General features: G+C 69.2%; 15 protein-coding genes. 3 read left to right on the top strand and 12 right to left on the bottom strand.

What is annotated here, in order from left to right:
- Positions 1 to 53: 53 nt before the first annotated feature.
- The 8 genes from D0C15_RS24840 to D0C15_RS24875 form a co-directional block, all read right to left on the bottom strand.
- Complete coding sequence (locus D0C15_RS24840; RefSeq protein WP_162830249.1) at positions 54 to 1,793, bottom strand: S8 family serine peptidase; 1,740 nt, start codon at positions 1,791 to 1,793, stop codon at positions 54 to 56.
- A 282-nt stretch (positions 1,794 to 2,075) separates the two neighbouring features.
- Positions 2,076 to 3,029: a Ppx/GppA phosphatase family protein gene (locus D0C15_RS24845; RefSeq protein WP_116049975.1), complete on the bottom strand. Its 954-nt coding sequence runs from the start codon at positions 3,027 to 3,029 to the stop codon at positions 2,076 to 2,078.
- A 24-nt stretch (positions 3,030 to 3,053) separates the two neighbouring features.
- On the bottom strand, positions 3,054 to 4,427 hold the full coding sequence (locus tag D0C15_RS24850) for a lytic transglycosylase domain-containing protein (protein ID WP_116050011.1): 1,374 nt from the start codon (positions 4,425 to 4,427) through the stop codon (positions 3,054 to 3,056).
- Between the two features lie 185 nt (positions 4,428 to 4,612).
- Positions 4,613 to 5,131 carry a DUF501 domain-containing protein gene (locus D0C15_RS24855; protein ID WP_116049978.1) on the bottom strand — a complete coding sequence of 173 codons (519 nt, stop codon included), beginning with the start codon at positions 5,129 to 5,131 and terminating at the stop codon, positions 4,613 to 4,615.
- A 112-nt stretch (positions 5,132 to 5,243) separates the two neighbouring features.
- Positions 5,244 to 5,582 (bottom strand): FtsB family cell division protein, encoded by a 339-nt coding sequence (locus tag D0C15_RS35780; RefSeq protein ID WP_425455421.1) that lies wholly within the window; start codon positions 5,580 to 5,582, stop codon positions 5,244 to 5,246.
- A 210-nt stretch (positions 5,583 to 5,792) separates the two neighbouring features.
- The gene (gene eno, locus D0C15_RS24865; protein WP_116049983.1) at positions 5,793 to 7,079 is read right to left on the bottom strand and encodes a phosphopyruvate hydratase; all 1,287 of its coding nucleotides are present in this window, start codon (positions 7,077 to 7,079) and stop codon (positions 5,793 to 5,795) included.
- Positions 7,080 to 7,205: 126 nt separating this feature from the next.
- Positions 7,206 to 7,673 carry a VOC family protein gene (locus D0C15_RS24870; RefSeq protein WP_245976201.1) on the bottom strand — a complete coding sequence of 156 codons (468 nt, stop codon included), beginning with the start codon at positions 7,671 to 7,673 and terminating at the stop codon, positions 7,206 to 7,208.
- A gap of 51 nt (positions 7,674 to 7,724) precedes the next feature.
- The gene (locus D0C15_RS24875; protein WP_116049989.1) at positions 7,725 to 8,609 is read right to left on the bottom strand and encodes a hypothetical protein; all 885 of its coding nucleotides are present in this window, start codon (positions 8,607 to 8,609) and stop codon (positions 7,725 to 7,727) included.
- Between the two features lie 89 nt (positions 8,610 to 8,698).
- Here D0C15_RS24875 and D0C15_RS24880 point away from each other — a divergent pair, with 89 nt between their 5' ends.
- Both D0C15_RS24880 and D0C15_RS24885 read left to right on the top strand, forming a co-directional pair.
- Positions 8,699 to 9,100 (top strand): tetratricopeptide repeat protein, encoded by a 402-nt coding sequence (locus tag D0C15_RS24880; RefSeq protein ID WP_116050013.1) that lies wholly within the window; start codon positions 8,699 to 8,701, stop codon positions 9,098 to 9,100.
- Between the two features lie 80 nt (positions 9,101 to 9,180).
- Positions 9,181 to 10,080: an NAD(P)/FAD-dependent oxidoreductase gene (locus D0C15_RS24885; RefSeq protein ID WP_116050016.1), complete on the top strand. Its 900-nt coding sequence runs from the start codon at positions 9,181 to 9,183 to the stop codon at positions 10,078 to 10,080.
- Between the two features lie 6 nt (positions 10,081 to 10,086).
- On the opposite strand, the gene D0C15_RS24890 is transcribed toward D0C15_RS24885, so the two are convergent.
- The 4 genes from D0C15_RS24890 to mfd all read right to left on the bottom strand — a co-directional run bounded on the left by D0C15_RS24890 (position 10,087) and on the right by mfd (position 16,796).
- Positions 10,087 to 10,926, bottom strand: coding sequence for a lysozyme family protein (locus tag D0C15_RS24890; RefSeq protein ID WP_245976206.1), 840 nt, complete (start codon positions 10,924 to 10,926; stop codon positions 10,087 to 10,089).
- A 9-nt stretch (positions 10,927 to 10,935) separates the two neighbouring features.
- Positions 10,936 to 11,892 carry a nucleoside triphosphate pyrophosphohydrolase gene (locus D0C15_RS24895; protein ID WP_116049991.1) on the bottom strand — a complete coding sequence of 319 codons (957 nt, stop codon included), beginning with the start codon at positions 11,890 to 11,892 and terminating at the stop codon, positions 10,936 to 10,938.
- On the bottom strand, positions 11,889 to 12,845 hold the full coding sequence (locus D0C15_RS24900) for a SurA N-terminal domain-containing protein (protein ID WP_116049994.1): 957 nt from the start codon (positions 12,843 to 12,845) through the stop codon (positions 11,889 to 11,891). Before D0C15_RS24900 ends, D0C15_RS24895 begins: the two co-directional genes overlap by 4 nt.
- A gap of 360 nt (positions 12,846 to 13,205) precedes the next feature.
- Positions 13,206 to 16,796 carry a transcription-repair coupling factor gene (gene mfd, locus D0C15_RS24905; RefSeq protein WP_116049996.1) on the bottom strand — a complete coding sequence of 1,197 codons (3,591 nt, stop codon included), beginning with the start codon at positions 16,794 to 16,796 and terminating at the stop codon, positions 13,206 to 13,208.
- 147 nt (positions 16,797 to 16,943) lie between these two features.
- On the opposite strand from mfd, the gene D0C15_RS24910 reads away from it, so the two are divergent.
- Entirely contained in the window at positions 16,944 to 18,146 is a 1,203-nt protein-coding gene (locus D0C15_RS24910) for a PQQ-dependent sugar dehydrogenase (RefSeq protein ID WP_116050022.1), read from the top strand.
- Positions 18,147 to 18,280 lie beyond the last annotated feature (134 nt).

Here is an 18,280-nt window from a genome sequence, read left to right on the forward strand (position 1 = left end):
ATGGCGTTCTCCGGAGTAAACCGGAGAACGCCATTCGGATCGAAACCAGCCGATCAGCCGCGCGCGTAGCGCTTGCCGCTGGTCACCGCTGCCCAGGCATCGACGGCACCGTGGCCGTAGAAACCGTTGAACTCGGGCGTGCCAGCACAGGTCGCGGTGTACGACTCGTCCCTGCCCTCGTCGAGGTAGTCGACGGTCCGCGGGACCGGGCAGGCGATGTCGGCCGCGGTGCCCTCGAGGACCCGCTGCACCGCGTCCGGCCGCATTCCGAAGCCGCCCCACCTTGCCTTGCCGTACTCGGACACGATCAGTGCCGCGACACCACTGGCGTGCGGCGCGGCCATCGAGGTGCCCTGCAGCCACTGGTAGTAGCCGACGCGGCCGTCCTCCGCCGTCGCCTTACGCACCCCGAGCTGCGTGCCGAGGTCCGTGATGTCGCCGTTCTCGTCGACCGTGCCATCGGCCACCGCTATGTTGTGCGGGTAGGCCGAGAGGATCAGGTTCTCGTTGGTGCGGTACCAGTCCGTGCCGAAGTAATCGCGGTAGTACCCACCTGGTGCGGATACCGAGATCTGCTCGGTGCCGTAGTTGGAGTAATCCGCCTTCGCCTGCGATGGGCCGAACGCGGCCACGGTGATCGTGTGGTCGCCCTCCACCGGCATCGTCAGGCAGGAACTGTTGTCGATCTCCCGGTCGTGCTCGTTGCCTGCCGGGAAGTTCGGGCTGCTGGAGTCCGGCTTCGGGTCGCCGAGATCGCTGTGCGAGTTGCCCAGCGAAACCACCTTCGTCACACCCTTGCGGTGCGCGTAGCTCAGGGCGCGGTTGACGGCCTCGACCGTCGTACGCTGCGCCTGCTGCTGTTCCGGGGTGTCGGCCGGGTTCGCGGCGCAGTTGTACAGCCACGGGTCGATGTAGAACGACATGTTGATCACGTCGATGCCCGCGTCACCGGCGTAGGTGATCGCGTCGACCGAGGGCTGCAGGAAGAAGTAGCCCGAGTCCTGGCCCGCGCGCAGGTTCGCCAGCGTCACGCCAGGGGCGACCCCGGAGAGGCCGAAGCCGTTTGCCGCGGCGCCGATCGTGCCCGCGACGTGTGTGCCGTGGCCGTTGCCGTCGTGGTCCACCGGGTCGATACAACCGCGGAACTCACACGGCCCGTCGACCTCGTTGCCGTTCTCGTCCGCGGGGATGTCCCGGACGAAGTTGCGGGAGATCCCCTTGTTGAAGTTGGGCGCGATGTCCGGGTGCGAGCCGTCCACACCGGTGTCGATGATGCCGACCCTGACCCGCTTGTCGCCGGGCTGCACGGTGCGCGCCATATCCGAGCGGACCGACTTCAGGCCCCACAGCTCCTCGTCGAGCGGGTCGGTGCCGACCGGCTCAGCGGCGGGCTTCGGCCCGTTCGGCGCCTTGTTCGGCGCGACGCGCCGGTTCTCCTTCTCGACCTCGTCCGGCGCAGGGCCACCCGCGCGCTTCGGGGCCTGCCCGATGGGACGCGCCTCGGCCGCACCGAACACGGCCGGATCGTCCGACATGCGCTCGGTGAAGCCCTGCTCGGGCGCGGTCGCGGTGATCAGGCCGACGGCCCTGTTCGTTCGGACGACGGTTCCGCCCGCGGCACGAACAGCCCGCTCGGCCGCGAACACGCTCTGTCCCTCGGCTGCCAGCACGGTGAACTCGGTGGCCGGGCCGGACAGTTGCGGTTGTGCCGCAGCCGTCGGTGCGGCGAAGCCGGCGATGCCACCCACCAGCGGCACGGTCAGTGCCGCCAGCAGAAGTCTGGATCTTCTCACGCGGTTTCCTCCTCGAGAATGGTGAGAAGAACCTACTGAGAGATACACGCGTGAGCCGGAAGTTCCGACGAAAGTAGCGGGTCCGTTCGGCCTATTCGGACACCCGTACAACCCGCCGCGCTTTCCCGGGAAAGCGGCGTGGTTTCGCCGCGCACCTGTTCGCACTTTCCCGGGAAAGCGCGCGAGGAAAAGCCCCTGAGCTGGGGCGGGGACTCGGCGGAGTCGCACTTTCCCGGGAAAGTGCGATTCCTGGGGGCGCGGTGGGCTTCGGGCGGGCCGGAATCAGGCCAGGGAGAGAGCGATTCCGTCGAGGATGTCGTGCTCGCTGACCACCAGATCGCTCGGACCGCCACGGGCCGCGAACTGTTCGGCGAGGACCTGGACGATCACCGCTCCGCCACCGATGACGTCCACCCGTCCTGGATGGATCACCGGATTCGCCGCCCTGGTCTCGTGATCCACGCTCAGCAGCCGCTGCGCGAGCGAGTCGATCTCGTTGCGGGACAACCGGTAGAGGTGGGTGCGCTCGGAGTCGTACTCCGGCAACTCCTGTGCCACCGCGGCCAGGGTTGTGACCGTTCCCGCCACTCCGATCCAGGTCTGCGCCTTGGCGACATCCACGACACCGAAAGCGTCCTCGAGTACCGAACCGGCCAGCTCACGAGCCGCGGCGACCTCGTCGCCTGTCGTCGGATCCGAAAGCAGCGTGCGCTCGGTGATCCGGACACAACCGATGTCCACCGACCGTGCGGAGATGACGTCGACACTCCTGCCGTCCCAGTTGCCCAGCACGAGTTCGGTGGAGCCGCCACCGACGTCGACCACCAGGAACGGGCCGTCGTCGGGCTCCTGCTCCCCGACGGCACCCGCGAAGGACAGCCGCGCCTCCTCGTCGCCGGTGATCACCTCGGCCTCGACCCCGAGCACTTCGCGGGTCATGGCGAAGAACTCGTCGCGGTTCGCGGCGTCCCGAGTCGCCGAGGTGGCGACCATCCGCACCTTCTCGGCACCCTTGCGCCGGGCGGCGATCGTGTAGTCGACAAGCGCCGCGCGAGTGCGCTCCAGCGCCTCGGGCGCGAGCCGCCCGGTGGCGTCGACACCCTGGCCGAGCCGGACGATCCGCATCTCCCGATGCAGATCGCGCAGGTCGACAGTGCCGTCGTGCCGAATGGTCAGCTCGGCGACCAGCAGACGGATCGAGTTGGTTCCACAGTCGATGGCGGCTACGCGAGGCATGCCGTCACCCTAACCGGCACAGCGTCACGTGGTCGGCGTGGCGGTCTCCGTGGCCTCGGTGTCGTCGGTGTTCCCGGTGTCGTCCCTGTTCTCCTCGGTGCCGGACGGCTGCTCGCGCAGCTTGTCCGTCATACCGTCGCCGTCGGAGTCCTCATCGCACGGGGGTAGCTCGTCACCGGACTCCTCCCCGGACTGGTCCGTCGAGGAGTCGGTCTCCGGCTCACCCGTCTCCTCCTCGACCGGAACCGGCTCGCAGGTTTTGGCGGGATCGTCGGTGGACGGGGGTGGCGTGTCCGTTTCGTCGTCGGAAGGTGGTGTCGTCGACGGATCCGGATCCTTTGTGGAGGATGGCGGCGGCTCCGGCTCGGACCCGTCCTCCGACGGCGCGATCACCTCGGGCGGGAGCTTCGTACCCGGCTCGCTGCTCGGCATGTCGGCACGCGGCTGCCCGGTCGGGCTCGGGGCCGGGGATGTGCTGCCGGCGACCGGGGGTGCCGTCGGTTCGGGAGCGCCGGTGGTGGTGGCGTTGCTGGTGGTGCCGGTGGGAACGGTGCTGTCAGGCGTGGGGGTGACGCCCTCGCGATAGGCCTTCGCCCAGAGGATGACGGTGTTCACGTAGGTGTCGGAGTGGTTGTAGCGGTAGATCGCGGCGCGGAGTTGCTCGGGGTCGGTGAGGTCGAAGCCGCCGGAGCAGAGGTAGCGGGCGCTGGCGAGGGCGGCATCGTAGATGTTGTTGGGGTCGGCGGCGCCGTCGTCGGTGCCGTCGGCGGCGTAGTGGACCCAGGTGGAGGGGATGAACTGGGTGGGGCCGACCGCGCGGTCCCACACGGTGTCGCCGTCGTGACGGCCGCCGTCGGTGTCACGGATGGCGGCGACGGGACCGATACCGTTGAGCACCGGGCCGAGGATCGGCTCTCGCGTAGTGCCCTGGGCGTCGACATAGCCGCCGCGGGCGTGGTTGGACTCGATGCGGCCGATGCTGGCGATCAGGGCCCAGTCGATCCCGCAGCCGGGCTGCTCGGCGGCCATCCGCTCGGCGGCATTGCGGTAAGCCTTCAACGCCGATCCCGGAATCCCCAACGGACCTGTCGAGGGTTCGGGCAGCTCATAGGCGGGCAGCGTCTGTGGCTGCGCGGCATCGGGCAGGCTGCCGTTGACCGCGACCGGCGTGAGCCCGGTGTCGTAGCCACCCTGCAACGCGAGGACATCGGAGCTGCCCGGAGCGTCGTTGATGTTCTGGACGCTGGCCAGGTTGACCCAGCTGGCCGCCCCACCGGTCGCCGCGACCGCGGGCAGTACCGCGAGGGTGCCGGCCAATGCGGCACTGGCGGCCTTGTGGCGCACTGCAGCCTTTCGGACCGCACCGCTCACCGCTTTGGGCCCTCGATAAACCCGCACGCCCCGGCCTCCCCTGACGAACACTCGAACCTGTCCGGAATCCCGATACTCGTCCGCTCGGTGTGAAGCCCCCGTAGCCGGACCCTGACAGACTCGCACCCGGCCGCCTTCGAACGAAGTTCCCGCTGGAAATTCGCCGGCGAATTGCTCCATCTGGAGCAGTGCCCCCGACTGCGGCGGGATTGTTACGTCGCCGTGTCCACCGCACAGTCACCGGACGGCCATTCCTCGCTCAACAGCCGCACGGTCTCGTCGCCGAACGGGTTCACCCCTGGCCCCTTCGCGAGGGTGTGCGCCAGATGGACGTGCAGGCACTTGACCCGTCCCGGCATCCCGCCCGCCGTCACCTCGTGCCCGAGCGACTCGATGGCGTCACGCTCGGCGAGGTACGACTCGTGGGCGCGCTGGTAGGCCGCGGCCAGTTCGGGGTCCTCGGCCAGCCGGTCGGTCATCTCCCGCATCACACCGGAGGCCTCCAGCTTTCCGACAAGTGAGGCCAGGCGCGGGCAGGTCAGGTAGTACAAGGTCGGGAAGGGGGTGCCGTTCTCCAGCCGCGGACTGGTCTGCACCACGCAGGGATGGCCGCTGGGGCAGCGCGCGGCGACCGCCCGCAGCGCCCTCGGCGGCCTGCCGAGTTGCTGCGCGATCACCTCCCGGTCCTGCTCGCTGACCGGTTCGAACTGCTGCTCCTCGCTGTTACTCACGCGGGAAGGTTAGCCGCGTGGCGCCCCGGCGGTTCCGAGTGGTTCCGCGCGAGCACCGGCGCGGGGCGTCCACGCCGTGTGAGACGTGGGCCTGCGGCAGTCCCGGCAGTCCCTACCGGCCGGCCGTGCCTTCCCACAGACGCTGGTACCAGGCGCCGTCCACTTCCGGCTTCTGCCCGGGCGGGGGTTGCTCCGCCTCCCGCTTGTCCTCTGGCAACTGCACCAGGTACGGCGTCTCGCCCGGCATCACGTAGCGAAGCCTGCGCCTGGCCTCGGCCTCGATCTGCGCCGGATCCTCCACCTGGGCCTTGCGTCGCTCCCACTCGGCGACCTCTGCCTCGAGTTCCGCCTGCCGCTGTTCCTGCACGATCATGTCGGAGCGCTGGGTCAGGTACGTACGCAGCGGCACGGCGACGGTGAAGGCCAGTGCGCACACCACGATGGCCGCCACCGCCGCCCGCCTCGTGTTGGAGAGGCCGAGCACCTTGGCCGCGCTGGAGGCACGAGTCGCGTTCAGACCCTTCCTGAGCCGGGCCCGCCTGCCGACACGCCGGGTCCAGTCGCGCTGGGTCCGTTCGCGCTCAGGACGGCGTGGGGACGAACTCTGCGCCCGTCCCCCGCCGCGCCGGCTCCGCGGCCTGCCCCGCTCCGCCACGGCGGATCAGCCCTCGGGGGTGAATCTCGGGAAGGCCAGATCTCCGGCATAACGAGCCGCGTCCCCGAGGGTCTCCTCGATCCGCAGCAGCTGGTTGTACTTCGCGACCCGCTCACCGCGAGCAGGCGCGCCGGTCTTGATCTGGCCGACCCCGGTCGCGACGGCGAGGTCGGCGATCGTCGTGTCCTCGGTCTCGCCGGAACGGTGGCTCATCATGCTCTTGTAGCCATAGGAAGTGGCCAGCGACACCGCGTCCAGGGTCTCGGACAGCGTGCCGATCTGGTTGACCTTCACCAGCAGCGCGTTGGCGGCGCGGCGGGTGATGCCCTCCTCGAGCCGGTCCGGGTTGGTGACGAACAGGTCGTCGCCCACGAGCTGCACGCGCTCGCCCAGCTCGGCGGTCATCCGGACCCAGCCGTCCCAGTCGTCCTCACCGAGCGGGTCCTCGATCGAGACGAGCGGATACGCATCGACCAGCTCGGTGTAGTAGCCGATGAGCTGCTCGGCACTGCGTTTGCTGCCCTCGAAGGTGTAGGCGCCGTCGGAGAAGAACTCGGTCGCGGCGACGTCGAGCGCGAGCGCCACGTCGCGGCCGGGGACGTAGCCCGCCTTTTCGATGGCCGTGAGGATGATGTCGAGCGCCTCGCGGTTGTTCGCCAGGCTCGGCGCGAAGCCGCCCTCGTCACCGAGACCGGTGGAAAGGCCGCGGCCCTTCAGCACGGACTTGAGCGAGTGGTAGACCTCGGTGCCCCAGCGCAGCGCCTCGCGGAAGGACTCCGCGCCGATCGGCGCGATCATGAACTCCTGGATGTCCACGTCGGTGTCGGCATGTGCGCCACCGTTGAGGATGTTGAGCATCGGCACGGGAAGCACGTGCGCGTTCGGCCCGCCGAGGTAGCGGAACAGCTCCAGTTCACACGAGTCGGCCGCCGCCTTCGCCACTGCCAGCGATACGCCGAGGATGGCGTTGGCGCCCAGGCGCGACTTGTCCGGAGTGCCGTCCAGGTCGACCAGCTTCTGGTCCACGATCCGCTGGTCGACGGCGTCGACGCCGACCAGGTCGGGGCCGATCTCGTCGAGCACGGCGGCCACCGCGCGTTCGACACCCTTGCCGAGATAGCGGCCGCTGTCACCGTCGCGCAGTTCGACGGCCTCGTACTCCCCGGTCGAAGCCCCGGAGGGCACCGCAGCACGTGCGAGCGTTCCGTCGTCGAGAGCCACCTCCACCTCGACGGTCGGATTGCCCCGCGAGTCCAGAATCTCACGGGCGCCTACCTGCTCGATGACAGCCACGCCTTGCTCCTCACCCGGTTGTGCCAAGCCAGTTCGAACCAAGCGTAGCGGCCATCGATGATCACCCGTTGGAGGCACGCAGGCTCGTCGCGCCAGGACGAGCGGGAGGTGATGGAGGTCACCGCCTCAGTCGGGCCGTACTTCCTGCCAGCCGGTCGGCAGGTCGACCGTGTCGGAGATCCACTGCCAGAACGCCCAGTTGTTGCCGCCACAGTCCTGCACGGTGAACAGCCGCGCGCCGTAGGGCTGGTCCTGGGGCTGGGAGACCTCGGCCTGCTCGCTGAGCGCCGCGCACACCCGCTCGTACTGGGCGTCGACGTCGTCCACGTAGATGACGTTGAGCTGGCCGACCGGTCCGTCGACGCCCTTGCCATCCCAGTAGTCCGAGCCGACGCCGGTCAGCTGGATCTCCGCGGTGCCAGCCAGGAGGGTGGCCTGGAAGATCGCGCCTGCCGAGTCCACGTATCGCACCTTCTCGGTGAAACCGAATACGCGGGTCAACCACTCGACGGCCGCGTTGGCGTCGGCGTAGTACAGGTACGGCGCCAGTCCGAGGTAGCGCGGCGCCGACTCGGTGTTCTCGGGGTCCGTCATGGCGGACAAGTTCATCACACCTGATTCATCCGCTCGTACCTGACCCGCGGGTCACGCGCAACTGTTGCCGAAATTCATCGGCCGGGAGTGGTCGAAATACGTGCCAGGCCCACGTCCTTCGGGCAGTCCGGTGAACTCCGACTCGCTGTACGCGGGCGCCAGCAGACCGCGACGGGTCGGCTCGCACGCCATGGAGTAGACGCCGATCTGCCCGCCGCCGAAGGCGATCCCCTGATCCCGCTCGTACCACCGAGGACCGGTGCGCACGTCGTAGTCGACGTCGGCCCTGACCATCGCGACCAGATCGAGCGGCGCGGCGGGCCGTGCCTGCTCACCGGGGTCGAAAGCGTAGGCGAAGACGTAGTTCGTGCGAATCCGCAACGCACCGTCCGCGCCTTCCTCGGCCCACATCCTGCCGCTGACCTTCGGCTCCGCGGGCAACAGCCGGAAGCGCGGATCGATGCGGGTGGCAAGCGTTCCTGGCCCGCGATCACCCTCGCCCGCGAACTCGGCGCGGCGCGCCTCCCGCTCGGCGGGTGCCAGCATGGACAGGTAGGGCTCCACGTCACCGCCCTCGATGACCGAGCGCTCCAGTCGCGACACGACCAGCAGTTCGCGTACGTCCGCAAGTGCCGCCGCGACCTCCGCGGCCGAATGCTCGCCGACCGGCGTGGCCTCCGGCAGCACTATCCCGGCCGCGCCGTCCGGCCAGTCCTGTGCCGGGGTCCCGGCGAACGGATCCTCCCGGTCCAGCACCCAGGCCTGCCGGTCGCCAGCGGAGCCACCGGACGCGGGTTCGTCACTGTTCCAGCGGGCCAACTGGAATCCGCCCGCTGCGACCGCCAGAACGATCCCGGCCAGCAGGGCGTAACGCACCGATCGGAAGCGCCGCCCCGAATCGGCGCCGGGCGCGACCTCCCTACGCGCACCATGCACGAAGTCCTCCCAGTTCGGTTTCGCTTGGTGATCGGCACTGCTGTCAAGGGTGTTAGCGGGTCGTGGAAGACGGTAACGTCGATCGGACCATGGTTGAGCAGGAACCAGCACCGCAGGGGCCCGGAGAAGATCCGCTCCGGGCGTTCCGGCAGGCCGAGGATCTGGTTCGCAAGCGTCCGCTCGACGCGCTGAAGGCACTGGAACCCGTGCTGGATGCCGATCCGGACAAGCCGAGCGTGCAGCTGCTCGCGGGACGCGCCTACTTCCACTCCGCCCAGCTGCGCCGCGCGGAGCGGGCACTGACGCGGGTCGTCGAACTCGACCCCGCCGATCACTATGCGCGGTTCGTACTCGGCAAGACCCTGCAACGCCTAGGCCGTCTCGTCGAGGCACTGGGCCAGATGCGGATGGCCTCGGCGATGCATCCCACCCCCGAGTACCAGGACGCCATCGGTGAAGTGAGCGCACGCCTCACTCTCGACAACCGCTGATCCCAAAACTTGCCATATTGGCAAAGAACCTTGCCAATATGCTCGGGTCGCGCGCACTCTCGTCGGTGGAGGTGGTCGAGATGACCGAGACATACGACGTGGTGATCGTGGGCGGCGGCGCGGCGGGGCTCAGCGCCGCACTCGTACTGACCAGGGCGAGGCGAAAGGTAGTGGTCGTGGACGCGGGAAATCCGCGCAACGCCCCGGCCGCGCACCTGCACGGGTTCCTGTCCCGCGACGGGCTTGAGCCACGGGAACTGCTGCGCGCGGGCAGGGCGGAGATCGAGGGCTACGGCGGCGAGTTCGTCGAGGACGTCGTGACCCGGATCCGGCACGACCGGTCGGTGGAACTGGCGGGCGGTTCCGTGCTCGCGGCTCGCCGGGTGCTCGTGACGACCGGGCTCATCGACGAGTTGCCGGAGATCCCCGGCGTCCGCGAGTTGTGGGGCTCCGACGTTCTGCACTGCCCGTACTGCCATGGCTGGGAGGTTCGCGACCAGCCGATCGGCGTGCTCGGCGGTTCCCCGCTGACGATGCATCAGGCGCAGCTCATCAGGCAGTGGAGCAAGGACGTCACACTGTTTCCGCACTCGATGGACCTGACCGGAGACGACCTCGCGAATCTGCGATCACGCGGTGTCGAGGTGGTTCCCGGCAAGGTCGAGCGGCTGCTCACCGAGGGGCATCGCCTGCGTGGCGTTCGCATGACGGACGGGACAGAGGTTCCCAGGAGCGCCGTTTTCGTCGGTCCGAGGTTCGCCCCGAAGGACGCGTTGCTGGGCAGCCTCGGCTGTGCGCGGGACGAGAACGGCCAGGTGCGGGTGGACCGTTTCGGCCGCACCAGCGTGCCCTGGGTATGGGCCGCGGGCAATGCCGTGGATCTGTCCGCACAACTGATCAGCGCGGCAGGGGACGGCTCGAGGGCGGCGATGTCGATCAACGCCGAACTGGTACACGAGGGGATCTACACCGCCGCGTGAGCCGGCCTATCCAATGGTCGCTGCCGCGTACGCGGCAGCGCCGCTGAACACGTCCTGGCCGTACTCCAACGACTGGTTGTAGGCGAGCACCGCGTCCCACCAGCCCTGTGGAGTGCTCAGGTCGGCGCCTGCGGAGCAGAGATAGGTGGCGGCGGACAACGCGGCGTCGTCAATGTTCTGTGGATCCGGTTCGGCGCCGTCCCTGCCGGCCCTGGTGCCCCATTTCGCCCAGGTGGCAGGGAGGAACTGCATCGGCCCGACGGCTCTGTCCCACCGGGTGTCCCCGTCCAGCCTGCCGCCGTCGGAATCCGGGATGGCCCGCACTCCTGACGAGCCGTCGAGGGGGACGCCGATGATCGGCTTGGTGGTCATCCCGTCGGTGCCGACATCCGCACCGCCGATGTTGCCGTGCCGCGACTCCACCCTGCCGATTCCGGCGAGCGTGCCCCAGGAGAGCCTGCAGTCCGGTGCGGCCGAGCGCATCCACATCTCGGCCCTGCCGTAGGCGACGAGCACGCGGGCGGGAATCTCGGTAGCCGCCGAGACCTCCTCGGCCCAACTGTCGAGTTCGGCCTGGTCGGAGGCGTTGAGACGGTCCTCCGGCGCGGCGCGGGCGCGCTGGGGAACCTCGGCACGTGGTTGCGGGCGTCGCTCCTGCACCACGATGTCGGCATCGCCACCGCCGTCGCCGTACGGGTGAATCCCGATGGTCAGGATGAGCACGAGGCTGGTCCCGACCAGTCCGAGCGCGAGCAGGATCCGGCCCAGGTATCGGCGTGGGGGTTGCTGCGCCTCGCCGGTCTCCCCAGCGTGAGCGGCGGAACCTGATGGAGTGGGATCTACCACCCGTTCAGGTTACGTGGGCCAGTAGCGACGCCACCCGTCCGCGTCCAATGCGGCGGGTTCGACACCGTCGGCGCGGGCCGCACGCTCGGCGGCACGTACCCGCAGGGCGAACTCCTTGGCCACGGACCGCAGCCCGCCCTCGGGGTCGGCCCCCGCCCTGCGCGCGGCGGCGGCGAGACGGAAGATCCGGCTGGCCTCGTCGGTCGCGGCGGGCATCAGGTCGAACGGCACGCCCGCGCGTCCGGTGCGATGCCCCAGTTTGCCGGCGAGCGCGACCGCGGGCTGACCGAGCGCGACACCGTCCACAACGGACTCGCGGCGCTTCTCGGTCTGCTTGAGTTCCTCCCAGCGGACCTGCTGGTGCTCGGCCGTGTCCACCCGCTCGCCGTCGGCGAAGACGTGCGGGTGCCTGCCGACCAGCTTGGTGACCAGCTCGTCCGCGACCTCGTCGATACCGAAGGGGTCGGCCTCGTGCTCGGTAGCGACCCGTGCGTGGAAGAGCACCTGGAGCAGGACGTCGCCGAGTTCCTCGCGCAGGGCGCCCCGGTCGTCCTCCTCGATCGCGTCGAGCAACTCGTAGGTCTCCTCGACGAGGTACTGGCGTAACGAGTCGTGGGTCTGTACGGCGTCCCACGGGCACCCGCCTGGTGACCGGAGCCGATCCATCACCTCGGCTGCGCGCACGAGTGGCGGCACGGGCACTGTGAGCACGGCGGCTCCCGCCGCGATCAGCGCCGCCGCACCGGGCTCCTCGGCGTCGCCAGCGACGAGGACGACCCCGGGAAGGCGGACGAGTTCGGCCGGGCTCGGCGCCGGTTTGGCGTCCAGCTGGGTTCTCGTCGGCTCGGGCAGGTCCGCGGCGGCGAACACCACCTCGGCCGTCCGCAGCGCCGGCCACGCGGCTGCCGGGAGCACCCCCGGCAGCGTGGCCGAGACGAGCACCACGGTGGGGGGTGACACGGTCATGGCTGCACGGTACGCGGCTGCAACTGGTAGCCGGTCACCTCGTCCTCGCTGGGTGCGATGGTCATCGCGGTCTCGTCCCATACGCCGTAGCGCGGGTTGATCCGTACGCCGAGTTCACCGGCCAGCGGCTGCAACATCCGCAGGCCGACCCGGTACAGCATCTGCGGATCACTCTGCTGGGCGGCAGCCGAACCGGAGTCGGCCGCATCGGTCACCGTCCGCTCCTGCACGGAAGCGACCAGCCAGCCGGTCTGTTCACTGCTGGGCTGGATAACCAGAACGGTGCCTTCTGCCGCACCGAACACCGCGCTGACGGCGAGCTCAGGGCTGGCCTGGAGCGCCTCCGCGAGGCTGAATCGCTCGTCCAGCACCTGGTGGCCGCCGGCCTGGATGACCGCCGCCGCGTTAGCGGGGTCGGCGGCGATCTTGTGGCCGAGATCGAGCGCCTGGTCCTCGGCGGTGGCGCCGGGACGCTCACTGCTGATCGTGGTGCCGACCAGACTGACCGAGAGGCGGTCGACGAACTTCTGGCCCAGCTGCTGCAACAGCAGTTGATCGCCGGCGACGTCGTCGAGGCGGTCCGGTTCGACCTGAACGGCTCGTGCGGCGGCTTCGCGCCCCCCGCTGGAGTTGATCAGTTCGGCGATCTGCTGGTCGTCGGCCCGCAACCCGTTGCGCTGCGCGGCGACGGTGAGCAACTGGTGGATGATCCGGCTCTGCACGATCCTGCGCGACTCGATGTCGAACTTGCGCTGCTGCTTGGCCTGCTGGGCTTCGGGCACGTTGTCCAGTAGCCACTGGATCTCATGCTGAACCTCGCCAAGGCCGATGGACTGATCACCGACGATCGCGGCGGATGTGGCCTGACTTGGTCCTGACCCGCATCCGGCGAGCACAAGAGCGGTGGCAACAGCAGTAAGCAGCACCCGAGGGCGACCGATGATCCTCGTCACAGGCCTTACCCTCTCACAGCCCCGCAGGGCAATCGCAAGACCGGGTGGTCACCATTCGACCGAAGTCGCACTTTCCCGGGAAAGCGCGCGGTCTGGAGTCGCACTTTCCCGGGAAAGCGCGGCGAATCAGCCGATTCGTAGCCCCCATCAAGGTGGCGGTCACCCCCGCGAGGCGAACCCACCCCACGCCCCACTCACCAGCCTGGAGTGTCTGCAAGTACGCCCAAGCAAGATCATCACGGGCGCTAACTACAGCCAACTCGCCCTGCCTGCCGCAGAGACGGCATCGGGGTTGGTGGCACTTAGCGACGATGTTGATCTTGCTTGGTGGTACTTGCAGACGCACCCCCACTGGTGACGTCAGGCGGGGGTGGGGGCCGGTTGGCGGGTGAGGTTCTGCAGGAGTTTGGCGCACCAGTCGAGGAGCGCTTCGTCGCGCAGCGGCGGGGCGCCGATCCTGCCTCCTGCCGCACCCTCCGTGGGCTTGGGCACCGAGACGGTGTTCGTGACCGCCTTGTAGACCGCCTTCGGGTACAGGCGCTTGAGCTTGACCAGCTGCGAGTCGGCCAGCGGCAACGGCGCGAAGCGGATCGTGTTCCCCTGTGCCGACACCTCCGTCACCCCGGCAGCCCTGCAGCCGTGGCGGAAGTTCGCCACCGACAGCAGTCTGCGCACCGAGGCGGGCGGCTGCCCGTAACGGTCGATCAGCTCGTCCAGCACCGCGTCGAGTCCGTCGGAATCCGGCGCGGCCGCGATCTTGCGGTAGGCCTCGAGACGCAGGCGCTCGCCGGGCACGTAGTCGTGCGGAATGTGCGCGTCGATCGGCAGGTCCACCCGCACCTCTGCCGGAGCCTCGTCCTCCTCGCCGGTACCCGCGCCCGCGTGCTTGCGGAAGGCGTCGACGGCCTCTCCCACCAAGCGGACGTACAGATCGAAACCGACACCCGCGATATGTCCAGATTGCTCCGCACCGAGGATGTTGCCCGCACCACGGATCTCGAGGTCCTTCATCGCGACAGCCATGCCGGAGCCGAGCTCGGTGTTCTGGGCGATCGTGGCGAGCCGGTCGTGCGCGGTCTCGGTGAGCGGCGTCTCGGGCGGGTACAGGAAATACGCGTAACCGCGCTCCCTGCCACGCCCGACACGGCCGCGCAGCTGGTGCAACTGCGCGAGCCCGAGCATGTCGCCGCGTTCGACGATCAAGGTGTTGGCGTTGGAGATGTCCAGCCCTGTCTCCACGATCGTCGTGCACACCAGCACGTCGTACTCGCGCTCCCAGAACCCCTTGATGATCTGCTCGAGCTTGTGCTCGTTCATCTGTCCGTGGGCGGTGACGATCCGCGCGTCGGGTACCAGTTCGCGTAGCCGTTTCGCGGCCTTCTCGATCGACGACACCCGGTTGTGCACGTAGAACACCTGGCCGTCGCGCAGCAGCTCACGCCGGATCGCGGCGCCGACCTGCTTGTCGTCGTAACCGCCGACGTAGGTAAGGATCGGGTGCCGGTCCTCTGGCGGGGTAAGGATCGTGGACATCTCGCGGATGCCCGCGAGGCTCATCTCCAGCGTTCTGGGGATGGGCGTCGCCGACATGGTGAGCACGTCGACGTGCGTGCGCAGCGCCTTGATGTGCTCCTTGTGCTCGACGCCGAAACGCTGCTCCTCGTCCACGATGATCAGCCCGAGGTCCTTGTACCGGACACCGGTCTGCAGCAGGCGGTGTGTGCCGATCACGATGTCGACCTCACCGCTGGTGAGCCCCTCCATGGTCTGCTCTGCCTCGTGCGGATCGGTGAACCGGGACATCCCCTTGATCGTCACCGGGAACGCACCCATCCGCTCGGTGAACGTGCTCAGGTGCTGCTGCGCGAGCAGGGTGGTCGGGACCAGCACCACGACCTGCTTGCCGTCCTGCACGGCCTTGAACGCGGCCCGCACGGCGATCTCTGTCTTGCCGTAGCCGACATCGCCGCAGATGACCCTGTCCATCGGCACGCTGCGCCGCATATCGGACTTGACCTCGTCGATCGCGGCGAGCTGGTCACCGGTCTCGACGAACGGGAAGGCGTCCTCCAGCTCGGCCTGCCATGGCGAGTCGGACCCGAAGGCATGCCCCGGAGCGGCCTGCCTCGCGGCATAGAGCTGCACGAGTTCCGCCGCGATCTCCTTGACCGCCTTGCGTGCCTTGGCCTTGGTGTTCTTCCAGTCCGACCCGCCGAGCCGGTTCAGCGTCGGCAGCTCACCGCCGACGTAACGAGACACCTCGTCGAGCTGATCGGTCGGCACGAACAACCGGTCGCCCGGGTGACCGCGTTTGGACGATGCGTACTCCAGCAGCAGGTACTCCCGCGTGGCACCGCCGACCGTGCGCTGCACCATCTCCACGAACCGGCCGATGCCATGCTGGTTGTGCACCACGTAGTCACCGGACTTCAGCGCGACCGGGTCCACCCCACCGCGCCGCCGTGACGGCATCTTCGTGTTCATGTCCCGTGTGGACTGTCCTGCGGTGGCGCCCCGGCCGGTCAGATCGGACTCGCTCAGGACCACCAAGGCGAGTTCCGGAGCGATGAATCCGTCCGCGATCGCGCCGCGGGTCACGGTGACCACGCCGGCACGCGGTGGCTCGGTGAGGCCGTCGGCGGCCAGGGTCGTCGGCACCTCGGCGGCGCTGAGCTGTTCCACCGCGCGCGCCGCCGTACCGGCCGCGGGCATCACCAGCACCGCCGCGCCACCGGCCGCGGTGTGGGCCCGCAAATCGGTGGTCGCGCGCTCGAACTCGCCCCGGTAGCCGGCAACGCCCTCGATCAACACCCGGTAGACGTCGCGCTCACTGGTCAGCTGGGACAGCGTCCACCACGCGCGGCCGGTCTCGCGGGCGTGGCGCCCGACCTCCTCCAGGTCCCGGTAGGCGGAGGCGCCGAGATCGATCGGCGCCCTGCCACCCGCGGCCGCGACCGACCAGGAGGCCTCCAGGAACTCCTGCCCGGTGCGCACGAGGTCGTGTGCCCGCGCCCGGATCTTCTCCGGATCGGCCAGCAGCACATGCGAGCCCTCCGGCATCGCGTCGGTGAGCAGTTCCAGCTCGCCCTCGCAGAGCACCGGGATCAACGCTTCCATGCCCTCGCAGGGAATTCCGTCGGCGAGTTTGGTGAGCATCTCCGCGAGTGCCGCGTCGGACGCGTGCGTCTCGGCCAGTTCACGGGCCCGGTTCTTGACCTGGTCGGTGAGCAGCAGTTCGCGGCACGGCGGCGCGACCACCTCCTGGATCTCACCTGGCAGCGATCGCTGGTCGGCCACCGCGAACGCACGGATCTCGCTGACCTCGTCGCCCCAGAACTCGATCCGGGACGGGTGCTCGGCAGTGGGACCGAAGATGTCGAGGATGCCGCCGCGCACGGCGAACTCGCCACGCTTCTCCACCATGTCGACACGGGTGTAGGCCAGCTCGACCAGCCGTTCCAGTACGCCCTCGAACTGCTGTTCCTCACCGACCCGCAGCTCGATCGGGACGAGCGAGCCGAGACCGGGAGCCATCGGCTGGATCAGGCTGCGGACGGTGGACACGACCACGCGCAGCCCGCCGTTGCGGGGGCGGGTGAGCCGGTGCAGCACCTCCATCCGCCTGCCGACGGTGTCGGCACGCGGGGACAGCCGTTCGTGCGGCAACGTCTCCCAGGACGGGAAGTCCGCTACGGCCTCGGCCCCCAGCAGACTGACCAGTGCCGCGGTCAGTTCGTCGGCCTCCCTGCCGGTGGCCGTGACCGCGAGCACGGGCCGATCCGCGCCGCCCGCGCTCTCCTCGGCGGCCAGCGCGGCCGCGACGAGCTGACGAGTGGCGGTGGCCCCCTCCAGTTCCAGCAGGGGGGCGCCCGCGCGCTCGACGACGCCACGCAGCGCGGAATCGGGCAGGACGGCGGACAGCAGTCCGGAAAGGCAAGCAGGGCTGGTCATCGCCAAGGGTTCCCCTTACACACGGACATACCCCTTCCCTGGACCAGAGGGGTAAGGGGCTATGTCCCCAGGGTACGTGCGCACGCAATCGCGACGCTTGGCGGTCTCATACGGCGATCCGACGCGGAGACGGGGATGCTGACTCGCATGCGTGCACGAAAAGCCGGAATCGCGACGCTTCTCCCACTTGCCGCCCTCGGCGTCTCCTGCGGCAGTGCCGATCCGCAGGAGGTGCCTGGCCCCGCCCCCGTGACCAGCAGCGCGGCGGCGGGTGCGCTGAGTATCGAGGAGGTCGCCGGGGGTTTCGAGCACGGGTGGGACACCGGATTCCTGCCCAGTGGCGAGGTGCTCGTCCCGCAGCGGCCCGGCCGGATCGCGCTGGTCTCCGGGACCACGCCCGGCTCTACGGTCACCGAGGTCAAGGCCGACCTGAGCGACGTGTACGCACGGGGCGAGGGTGGCCTGATGGGCCTCGTCGTACACCCCGACTTCGCCGAGACGCGCCGGTTCACCACGTGCCAGACACATCAGGAGAACGGGCAGCCGGTGGACGTGCGGCTGGTGACCTGGACGCTGTCGCAGGACGGGAGCAGCGCGGATCGGATCACCGACCTGCTGACCGGCCTGCCCGTCAACTCCAGCGGGCGGCACTCTGGCTGCCGGCCGGCGATCGGTCCGGACGGGGAACTACTGGTCGGCACCGGCGACTCCGCGTCCGCAGCGGTGCCCCAGGACAGAGGGAGCCTCGGCGGCAAGGTGCTGCGAATCGATCTCGCGACGGGCGAACCGCTACCGGACAATCCGTTCGCCGATTCGCCCGACCCCGCACAGCAGCGCGTCTACAGTTTCGGGCACCGCAACATTCAGGGCGTGGCCGTTCGGCCTGTCAACGGCCAGATCTTCGCCGCCGAGCACGGCCCCTCCGTCGACGACGAGGTCAACTTGATCAAGGCCGGCGGCAACTACGGCTGGGACCCTTCCCGTGGCGGCACGGAGGACTCCTACGACGAGAGCGTCCCGATGACCGACACCGAACGGTTTCCCGACGCGGTCAGTCCCGTGTGGACGTCCGGGGAAATCACCGAGGCGATCTGCGGCGCGGCGTTCGTCTCGGGCGAGCAGTGGGGCCCGCTGGATGGCGCGCTCGCGGTCGTGGCGCTGAAGGGCCAGAAGATGCTGCTGTTCACGCTGGACGAATCCGGCACGGTGACCGAGGTGGCGCTGCCGCCGGAGTTCGATGACGCCTACGGCCGCTTGCGTTCGGTGCGCAGCGGGCCCGACGGCGCCCTCTACGTCACCACGTCCGACGGCGAGGACGACAAACTGCTGCGCGTGGCTCCCGCGTCCTGACCCCACCCCACCCCAAAGGCTCGCACTTTCCCGGGAAAGCGCGAAGGGGCAAACCCCTGACCTGCGAAGTACCGTTCCCGATCTCGCGCTTTCCCGGGAAAGTGCGAGCCTTTGGGGTGGGGTGGGGTCAGGAC

This window comes from Amycolatopsis palatopharyngis (genome assembly GCF_003385185.1).
Classification (GTDB): domain Bacteria; phylum Actinomycetota; class Actinomycetes; order Mycobacteriales; family Pseudonocardiaceae; genus Amycolatopsis; species Amycolatopsis palatopharyngis.